At 58.7% G+C, this 8,784-nt stretch carries 9 protein-coding genes; 4 read left to right on the top strand and 5 right to left on the bottom strand.

The window, feature by feature from the left end; translation table 11 throughout:
* The coding region (locus ACTF58_RS13190; RefSeq protein ID WP_438992430.1) for an acyl-CoA dehydrogenase family protein at window positions 1-508 on the top strand (508 nt) is incomplete at its 5' end.
* Between the two features lie 98 nt (window positions 509-606).
* Here ACTF58_RS13190 and ACTF58_RS13185 read toward each other — a convergent pair.
* Window positions 607-2,688, bottom strand: a complete 2,082-nt coding sequence (locus ACTF58_RS13185) for a hypothetical protein (RefSeq protein WP_438992429.1) — start codon at window positions 2,686-2,688, stop codon at window positions 607-609.
* Window positions 2,689-2,828: 140 nt separating this feature from the next.
* Between ACTF58_RS13185 and ACTF58_RS13180 the strand changes: the two genes are divergently transcribed.
* A complete protein-coding gene (locus tag ACTF58_RS13180) occupies window positions 2,829-3,521 on the top strand; it encodes a thiamine diphosphokinase (protein WP_438992428.1) in 693 nt (230 codons plus the stop codon).
* Here ACTF58_RS13180 and ACTF58_RS13175 read toward each other — a convergent pair.
* The 4 genes from ACTF58_RS13175 to ACTF58_RS13160 all read right to left on the bottom strand — a co-directional run bounded on the left by ACTF58_RS13175 (window position 3,436) and on the right by ACTF58_RS13160 (window position 7,595).
* Window positions 3,436-4,377 (bottom strand): DMT family transporter, encoded by a 942-nt coding sequence (locus ACTF58_RS13175; RefSeq protein WP_438992427.1) that lies wholly within the window; start codon window positions 4,375-4,377, stop codon window positions 3,436-3,438. The two genes, ACTF58_RS13180 and ACTF58_RS13175, sit on opposite strands and share 86 nt — an antisense overlap.
* A gap of 134 nt (window positions 4,378-4,511) precedes the next feature.
* Window positions 4,512-5,435 carry a DMT family transporter gene (locus ACTF58_RS13170; protein WP_438992426.1) on the bottom strand — a complete coding sequence of 308 codons (924 nt, stop codon included), beginning with the start codon at window positions 5,433-5,435 and terminating at the stop codon, window positions 4,512-4,514.
* A gap of 85 nt (window positions 5,436-5,520) precedes the next feature.
* Window positions 5,521-6,897, bottom strand: coding sequence for an L-serine ammonia-lyase (locus ACTF58_RS13165; protein ID WP_438992425.1), 1,377 nt, complete (start codon window positions 6,895-6,897; stop codon window positions 5,521-5,523).
* Window positions 6,897-7,595 carry a glutathione S-transferase family protein gene (locus ACTF58_RS13160; protein WP_438992424.1) on the bottom strand — a complete coding sequence of 233 codons (699 nt, stop codon included), beginning with the start codon at window positions 7,593-7,595 and terminating at the stop codon, window positions 6,897-6,899. Before ACTF58_RS13160 ends, ACTF58_RS13165 begins: the two co-directional genes overlap by 1 nt.
* 176 nt (window positions 7,596-7,771) lie before the next feature.
* On the opposite strand from ACTF58_RS13160, the gene rpiA reads away from it, so the two are divergent.
* Both rpiA and ACTF58_RS13150 read left to right on the top strand, forming a co-directional pair.
* Window positions 7,772-8,560, top strand: a complete 789-nt coding sequence (gene rpiA, locus ACTF58_RS13155; protein ID WP_438992423.1) for a ribose-5-phosphate isomerase RpiA — start codon at window positions 7,772-7,774, stop codon at window positions 8,558-8,560.
* 10 nt (window positions 8,561-8,570) lie between these two features.
* Window positions 8,571-8,784 (top strand): FAD-dependent oxidoreductase (locus ACTF58_RS13150; protein WP_438992422.1); only part of this gene is annotated, 214 nt, incomplete at its 3' end.

Below are 8,784 nucleotides of genomic sequence, written 5' to 3'. Positions count from 1 at the left end.
CGCAGAGAATATGATTCTGGGCGAGGGGCGCGGCTTTGAAGTGTCACAGGGGCGGCTTGGACCAGGGCGGATACACCATTGTATGCGCGCGATCGGGCAGGCGGAGGCCGCGCTCGAGCTGATGTGCCGCCGCAGCTTGCAGCGCGAGGCCTTTGGCAAGCAGATCGCCCATCTGGGCGCGAATTATGACATCATTGCCAATGCGCGTATGGAGATCGAGCAGGCGCGCCTCTTGTGTCTCAAGACCGCTTGGATGATGGATCAGGGCGATATGAAAGCGGCGGCACCGTGGATTCACCAGATCAAGGTTGTTGCGCCGCTTATGTCTTTGAAAGTCATTGACGAGGCTGTGCAAATGTTCGGGGCGCAAGGCATTTCACAAGATACGCCTTTGGCCGCAATGTGGAAGAACGTTCGCACGCTGCGGCTTGCAGACGGGCCTGACGCTGTGCATCGCCGCCAAGTGGCGCGGGTTGAGCTGCGCAAGTATACGCAGGAACGGATCTGATCTGCTTATAAAAAAGGGCGCCCGCGGAGGGCGCCCGAAGTTTAGAGCAGTGAAGGATCGTAAGGGGTAATGGGTAAAAAGAGAACGCGTTACAAACCTTATGCGCCAGCCGCACGGGCGCTGGGGCGGTAGGAAATATCTTCGGAGGCTTCAAAACGCCCGCCGCCGAGTTTGCGGATTTTGCCGGCGCGCAGAAGCTGGCCGAACGAGCGCAGGCGATCTTCGCGGGAGGTATCCGCATGGTTTGTAGCGCTCAATTTCGACATCAGCTCTGGCCGTGAGAAAGCATCTTGTCCTTGAACGAAGGCCATATAGGAGGCTGCGGCTTCCAGCACTTCGCTCAAATTTTGCGCGCCAACACTTTGCACATAATCGGCGAAATCGGCGGCGCCGTTTGACGCTTTGGACTGGATCAGGCTTTCTGTTGCTTTGATACGGCGCGGACGCACAGGGCCTTCTTGCTTTGGGGTGTCAATGCGTTGCTCTGCCACCAGTTTGAGGGGCGCGGCGCGGCGTGGATCGGGGCGGGCTTTGCCTTGTGCGGCGACGGGGCGGCGCGGTCGTACGGCTGTTTCCAGATCGTCGCGGTAGACTTCTGTATCACGCCCGTCTGCGCCAAGATCGCCGCCTATGTTGCGCTCGGCTTCCGTGGCTTGCACAGCGGCACGCAGATGGGCGATCGCATTGCGGCGGCCACGGCCTTCGTCTTCGTCAAGTTTGGTATTGGTTTCTTCAAGAATGCGACCCATTTGATCATCGGTCGCTGTTTCAACGAGACGGGCACTGCGCACGGCGCGCATCGTTGAGGCAACGGTTTGATGGGTTGCTGCGTCTTGATCGGAAAACAGATTTCCAGTGGTGTCTTCACCAGTGGTTTCGCCTGTGATTTCACTTAAGTCTTCACGAAGCGCAGCATCGTCTTCGTCGTCTTCGTAATAGCTGTCGTCGTCAAAATCCACCTCATCGTAGCTGTCATAGTCCTCATCATCATAATCATCATCGACAGTTTGAAGCGTTTGGCTGGCGCTGTCTTGTGCCGCTTCGGCTTCGACAGCGGCCAACTCTCGCATGAGATCGGCTTCGTCTTCATCCGAGAGGGATGAGGGAATATCGGGGCGAGAGGGAGCCTCTTCCTCTTCGAGGGCGCCTGCGGCCAGCGCGGCATCAAAATCGACTTTTTTCATTTTGATCACACGTGCGCGGAGCGGGTCTGGCGCTTCGGTGTCGGCGTGTGGTGCGGGGTGTGCCCCATTTTGCTCTGGGGAGGGCGCGCTTGTGCTGTCTTTTGCGCTGAGTTGATCCAGGAGAGCGCTGATGTCGTCCTCGTCCTCGTTCTCGACGTCAAGTTGTGGGTCTTCAAGCGCATCATCAGCGGCGAGGGCCGCTGCAATATCTGCTTGAGCGTGGCTTAAAATATCCTCGGAGGCGGCTTCCTCTTCTGAAAGGAAGTCGTCAGCGTGCTCGTCTTCCGAATAGCCGTCATCGGCATCATGTTTGCTGACAACATCACGGATGCGTTGAAGCTTGGCCGCAACACTGTTTGGGTCCTGAGCGGGTTTGGGCGCATCAGAGACAGCTTCCACACGGGCTTCCACACGGGGCGCGGGAATGGGCGCGGGCTCTGGTAGCCTGTCTTCGGCCTCATAGGAGGCCTGGCTTTCGGCCACGAGGGCAGACAGACTGGCAATTGACGTTTCTGGCCTCGGGTCTGGCTGGGCGTTTGACTGTGGTTCTGGGGGCATCTCGTTTGTGGCCGCCTCTTCGGTGGGGGCGGCTTCGGGAGCAGGGGGGAGTGCTTCGGATTTCGCTTCGGGCATCACTGTCTCGGACGCTTGAGTTGTCGTCTCGGCCTCTTGGTTTGGTTCATTTGTGGTCGCTTCGGGCGCTTGGGCGGCTGGTTTTGGTGCGTTCGGAAGCAAGCTTGCGGGATCTGCGCGCAGAACAAAGGTATTGTCATCGCGATGCGCTTCGACGCGGCGCGAGATTTCACGCTCGGCGATACGGGCCAGCATTTCAGCATCAGGGCTGGGCGGCTCTGCGCCAAAGTAGCGGTCATCGGCGGCAAGATCGCGAAAATACTCGGCAATGGCCTTCATTGTCCCGAAAGAATCGTCAAATCCCTCCAATGTGCACGAAAATGTGCCATAGGAGACGGTGAGGATCTTGTTCGTGTTAACCATGTTCTTGCTCGCCACGTAATTCTGTAATTGTCATAGTTAATGACCGCGCACGGCGTCGAAAGCAGACCGAATCTAAGATTTTAAGCGTATCATTTTGTGTCAATATTGTGATGTGTTTCCTGCAAAAGGGTAAAAATCGGATGAAAACGGCTATTGTTCACGATCAGGAACCAGTTTTGCTGGTTGGCGGCGGAAAGAAGCGCAAAGCGGGGCTAGAAGCCGCGCGCGGGTTCTATCGGCGTGTGATTGCTGCAGACAGCGGGGCTGATTGGCTGATGGCGCAGGGGCATGAGCCTGACATGGTGATCGGAGACCTTGATTCTATTTCGCCTGAGTCGTTGGGCCGTCTTTGGCCAGATCGGGCGCATCGAGTGGCGGAGCAAAACAGCACCGATTTTGTGAAATGTCTCACGCGAATAGAGGCTCCGCTTGTGCTTGGAGTCGGGTTTCTCGGCGGACGGATTGATCACGAGCTGGCGGCGTTTCATGCTTTGGCGGCCTACCCCGAGCGGCGCTGTATTTTGATTGGCGGCGAGGATATCGCCTTTTTGGCGCCGCCTGTGATGCGGCTTGAGCTGCTGGTAGGCACACGTGTTTCGCTGTTTCCCTTGGGCCCTGTGCGGTCGCAGTCAGAGGGGCTGCGCTGGCCTGTGGATGAGGTCTCGTTTGACCCTTTGAGCCGGATCGGCACCTCCAATGAAGCGTTGGGGCCTGTTGACTTGAGCGTGAATGGGCCCGCGATGTTGGTTATTCTGCCGCGGTCGGAATTGACAGCTGCTGTGGCGCAGCTTTTGCAGAGCGCCGCCGTTTGGCCTCCTCAAAGAGCATTGTAAAGAGGCCGGCAGCGATTGTGAGGCTCATGCCGAAGGCGGCCAAAGTGTTTGGCAATTCCGAGAAAATGACGAGGCCAATGAGCGCGGCAATCGGGATTTCGACATATTGTATGGGGCTGACTGTGGCGGAGGGCGCATGACGCAGGGACCATGTTATCAAAAGATGCGCCAAGGTGCCGAGTGCGCCGACCGAGAGCAGCAGCCTCCATTCGTGGCTGTTTGGAAGCCCCCATGTCATTTCGGCAATGTCTGCTGCGCTGCCGAGGACAAAGACCGGGAGCAAGAGCACTGTGGCCATGAGGCCTGAGACGAATTGTAACCCGATCGGGTCTGTTTCGGCGGCGATGTGGCGGGTGATGAGCATGAAGCCAGAGAACAGCACGGCGACGAAGAGGGGCAAAAAGGCATACCAGCCCACAGCGGTGAAGCTTGGCTGGATTACAAAGAGGGTGCCTGTGAAGCCTACAAGACAGGCCAGGAGGCGGGCGGCGCCGACCGTTTCGTTGAGCAGGATGTGGCCAAGCAGAAGATTGAGAAACGGCAGCACAAACACGATGGCTATGGCGTCGGCCAGCGGCATATGGCGCAGGGCCGTAAACATGAGGCCGATGCCTGCCATATGAAGCAGGGTACGCAGAGCACAGAACCCAAGCGCACGGCGCGACAGTCGCCACGGGCGCAGCGACAGGGCGATGAACGGTGCGAGAAGGAGCACCTGAGCGCCAAAGCGGATAAAGAGCATAGGCCCCAAGGCTACAGTTTGGCCTATGAGTTTTGCCACAGCATCACCGAGAGGGGCGATGAGGCAGAAACCGAGCATCAACATGATACCAAGAAGAGGTTTGTCTTCAGACATGGAAAAAAGGCTAAAGCGCATAACCTGATCTGGCAACTTAAAGTTGATTGACTGGCTAAACGAGCGATCAGCCGCTGCTCTGTGAACGAAAGGCGGGAGAGCCATAACAGACCTTGAGGGCCGCTCGGGTCTATCTAGGGGGCGTGGGGCAAGCCAGCTTGTAAGGCCTGCTTCTGTTCGGACTGGCGCTCGCGGGCAAAGACGTAGAGGCCCGCGCTGACGATGACGGCGATGCCGAGGAACGTGAGGGCATCAGGGATATCGCTAAAGACAAAATAGCCAAGGGCCGTTGCGGCGACGATCTCGAGGTATTGCAGCGGCGCTATGGTGGCGGCGGGGGCAAACTTGAGTGCGAGGCTGATGAAGAGATGCGAGATGGTCGAGACAATACCGACGCCGAGGAGCGTATAGACGGCGAGGCCATGGGGCATTGCGGGGTCAAGGGCTGCGTGGCCTGTGCCATCATATATAAAGAGCAGCGGCAGGATGAGCACCGATGCGGCAATAGCCGTGTAGGCTTGCAGCGTGATCGGGCTGAGGCGGCGGGCCATGGAGCGGGTCATGACCATGTAAAGCGCAAAGCAGAGGGCTGTGCCCAGAGGGTAGAGCGCAACGACGCCAAGCTCTGAAAAGCTCGGCTGGATCACGAGGAGTGCGCCGCCAAAGCCGACCGCACAGGCCATGATGCGGCGCAGACCGACAGCTTCGCCCAGAAAGAGCGCGCCGAGCAGCGTCAGGATAAAGGGTTCGACAAAAAAGATTGCGATGGCGTTGGCCAGAGGCATTTCGCGCACGGCGGCAAAGAAGAGGCCTGTGGCGGCCATAATGAGAAAGCCGCGCACCAGATGCAGGCCGACTTCTGGAAGGCGCGGGCGGTGGGCGATGCGCAGGTAAAAGGCGATGGGCAGGAGCAGCAAGACTTGTATGCCAAAGCGGAAGCCGAGGATTTCCATGACGGGGATATAATCGGGCGTGGCTTTGGCGAAGGCGTCCATGATCGGGGCGACAAGGGCGAAGGCAACCATGAAGGCGATGCCGAGGGTGGTGCGGTCTTGCATAAGAGGTCCTGTTTTGATCACGGGTTAAAGGCTTGGGGCTGCTGGTCTGGCTCAAAAGCGACGCCAGACCACGAGGCGCCTGTTTTCAGCAGTTGGGGACGTTGACGGCGAGGCCGCCAAGGGAGGTCTCTTTATATTTTTCGCTCATGTCGAGGCCCGTTTGGCGCATGGTTTCGATGCAGGCGTCGAGCGGGACGAGGTGTGTTCCATCTCCTCGCAGCGCGAGAGAGGCGGCGGACACCGCCTTGATCGCGCCGAGGCCGTTGCGCTCGATACAGGGAACTTGCACGAGGCCTTTGACAGGGTCACAGGTCATGCCCAAGTGGTGCTCGAGCGCAATTTCAGCTGCGTTTTCGACCTGTTCGGGCGTGCCTCCCATGACGGCGCAGAGGCCAGCGGCGGCCATAGCGGCGGCAGAGCCGACCTCGGCCTGACAGCCCGCTTCGGCACCCGAGATGCTTGCGTTGAACTTGACCAGACCGCCGATGGCGGCGGCTGTGAGCAAGAAATCTTCAACGCTGCTTTCAGAGGCGCCTGGCACGTGATCAAGCCAGTAGCGGATTACGGCGGGCATGACGCCAGCCGCGCCATTGGTCGGCGCGGTGACGACTTGACCGCCTGCGGCGTTCTCCTCGTTGACAGCCATGGCGTATGTGCTCATCCAGTCGTTGATGGTGTGGGGCGCGCGTTGGTTCATGCCGCGCTCGGCGATGAGCGCATCGTGGATGCCCTTGGCGCGGCGTTTCACGAAGAGGCCGCCCGGCAGCTCGCCTTCGGTTTCAAGGCCACGGTTGATACAATCGTTCATCACTTGCCAGATGCGGGCTGAGCCTGTGCGCAGATTGTCGTGGCCGCCACGGGCGACTTCATTGGCGCGTTTCATCTCGGCAATATTCTTGCCAGAGGTTTTGCACATCTGGAGCATTTCGGCGGCAGATTTGAACGGGTAAGGGATGGGCGGGCCATCATCATCTGTGGCTTTGCCCTGAGCGTGTTCATCGGCGGTAAGCACAAAGCCGCCGCCAATGGAATAATAAGTCTCAGACAGGATCACATCGCCCTGTGCGTCTGTTGCGTGCAGGACCATGCCGTTGGCGTGGCCGGCGAGGGCCGGGCCGTAATCAAACACAAGATCGTCTTTGGGCGAGAATTTGAGCGCGGGCAGGCCCTCGGGCTGGATGATGTGTGTCTCGCGGATCGCCTCAAGCGTGGCTTCGGCTTGCTCGTGATCATATGTCTCGGGGACAAAGCCTGCGAGGCCAAGGATGGTTGCGCGGTCCGTTGCGTGGCCGACACCTGTAAAGGCGAGGGAGCCGTGAAGGCTGCCTTTGAGGCCTGCGAACTCAAACGGCGAGGCGCGCATTAGCTCCAGAAAGCGCGCAGCGGCGACCATCGGGCCCATGGTGTGCGATGAGGAGGGGCCGATGCCCACTTTGAACATTTCAAAGACTGAGAGAAACATTAGGTGGCCGATCCTTCCGAAGGTGTGGCGTAGCGGGGTGCTGTGAATGGTGTGGGGCCAAGGCCTTCGGCGTTGATAGCCGCCTTCACGCTGGTGCGGCACTCGACTTGAGACGCTAAAGTATACAAATGCGGCGTGTCGGCCAGAGAGAACCAGTGCGCGCCGTCTTTTGGGTAGAGCGCAAGCCAACGTATCAGCGTCACGACATAGAGATCGAGGATGCTGGGTGAGGCGCTCGCGAACCAGCTGTGATGGGCAGAGGCGAGGTTGTCTAGCTTTTGCAAATGTGCGGCGAGGCTCTTTTGCAATCCTAGGCGCAGGGCGGCGTGGTGATCTGCGTCGTCTCCTATGTATTTGGCAGGGTAAAACAGGATGCGCAGCTCGGTGTGGAGCGTGTTGGAAACAAAAAACAGCCATTTGAGGAAGTCACCACGCGCGGCGCTGTCGAGCGCGGGGGCAAGCTTGCCGTGGGTATCGGCCAGCCAGAGGAGAATCGCGCCTGTTTCAAACAGTGCGCCATGGGGTGTTTCGAGCACGGGAATGAGGCCGTTGGGATTGAGCGCAAGATACCCTTCGCTGCGCTGGGCCTTGCTCGCGCGGTCAACCAGCACGGTGTCATAGGGCACGCCGAGCTCTTCCAGCGCGAGGCGGATGATGAGCGAGGCATTATCAGGGGCGTAATGGAGGCGATATATCATGCGCCAAGTTTAGGGCGTGTCAAAAGCGCAGCAGCAGACAAATACGACATTTGGCCACGCGGGCGCGCAAAATTGCAATTTTGCGATCTGTTTTCTTGTAAGAAAACAGGCGCGCCCTCTCGCACCTTTGCTACAAGTTTTCTATAAGCAAGACAGCGGATACAAGCGGGGCTGCCATGAGTGGAGAACTTTCACCGATTGATAAGGCCAAATTCGTCGCAGCCAAGCGCGCGGCGGAGTTTGTCGAAGACGGGATGCGCGTGGGTCTTGGCACTGGGAGCACGGCGGCGTGGCTGGTGCGCTGCTTGGGCGAGATGGTGCGCGAAGACGGCCTCAAGATACGCGGTGTGCCGACAAGCACGCGCACAGCCGAGCTGGCGCGCGATGTAGGCATTGAGGTGATCAGCCTTGACGAAGCCAAGTGGCTTGACCTCACCCTTGACGGCGCGGACGAGTTTGACGGGGAGTTGAACCTCATCAAAGGCGGTGGCGGGGCACTTTTGCAGGAAAAAATCGTGGCGACGGCCAGCGACCAGATGATTGTGATTGCGGACGTTGGCAAGGAAGTCGAGCGGCTTGGGGCGTTTCCTTTGCCGCTTGAAGTCATCCCGTTTGGCTGGCAGACCACCAAGGCGCTCATTGAGGAGACGCTTGTGAGCATGGATGTGCTCGGGCGGACCACTACGCTCAGAATGAACGGCGATGTCCCGTATTTTACGGATGAGGGGAACCATATCCTTGATCTGCACCTCAACCGTATTGGCAATGCACGCCAGCTCGGCTTTGTGATGAACCAGATCCCCGGTGTGGTGGAGAACGGCTTGTTCATTGATATCTGTGACAAGGTTGTGGTGGGTTACGGCGACGGCAAGGTCGAAATCCGCGATATCAACGCGGGGACTGTCGAAACGGACCGTCTCGACTTTTTGGAAGACGACAATTTATTTACAGATTTGATGGACTGAGGAACGCGGCATGAGCTTTGATTATGATCTTTTTGTTATTGGCGGCGGTTCGGGGGGCGTGCGCGCCGCGCGGGTGGCGACGCAGGGCGGCGCAAAAGTGGCTTTGGCGGAAGAGGACCGCTATGGCGGAACCTGTGTGATCCGTGGCTGTGTGCCCAAGAAACTTATGGTCTTTGCCAGCGAGTTTCCCGGCGCGATTTCGGATGCGCAGGCTTACGGTTGGG

The sequence above is a fragment of the Lentibacter sp. genome (assembly GCF_965657785.1).
GTDB lineage: Bacteria > Pseudomonadota > Alphaproteobacteria > Rhodobacterales > Rhodobacteraceae > Lentibacter.
The sequence above is the reverse complement of the archived record's forward strand: the minus strand, read 5'-3'. Positions and strand labels throughout refer to the sequence as shown.

Coding starts and splice junctions, on each gene's coding strand:
- ACTF58_RS13165 (WP_438992425.1), bottom strand. CDS start 6,897: ATGTTTCTCTCAGTCTTTGAAATGTTCAAAGTGGGCATCGGCCCCTCC.
- ACTF58_RS13160 (WP_438992424.1), bottom strand. CDS start 7,595: ATGATATATCGCCTCCATTACGCCCCTGATAATGCCTCGCTCATCATC.
- ACTF58_RS13180 (WP_438992428.1), top strand. CDS start 2,829: ATGAAAACGGCTATTGTTCACGATCAGGAACCAGTTTTGCTGGTTGGC.
- ACTF58_RS13175 (WP_438992427.1), bottom strand. CDS start 4,377: ATGTCTGAAGACAAACCTCTTCTTGGTATCATGTTGATGCTCGGTTTC.
- rpiA (WP_438992423.1), top strand. CDS start 7,772: ATGAGTGGAGAACTTTCACCGATTGATAAGGCCAAATTCGTCGCAGCC.
- ACTF58_RS13185 (WP_438992429.1), bottom strand. CDS start 2,688: ATGGTTAACACGAACAAGATCCTCACCGTCTCCTATGGCACATTTTCG.
- ACTF58_RS13170 (WP_438992426.1), bottom strand. CDS start 5,435: ATGCAAGACCGCACCACCCTCGGCATCGCCTTCATGGTTGCCTTCGCC.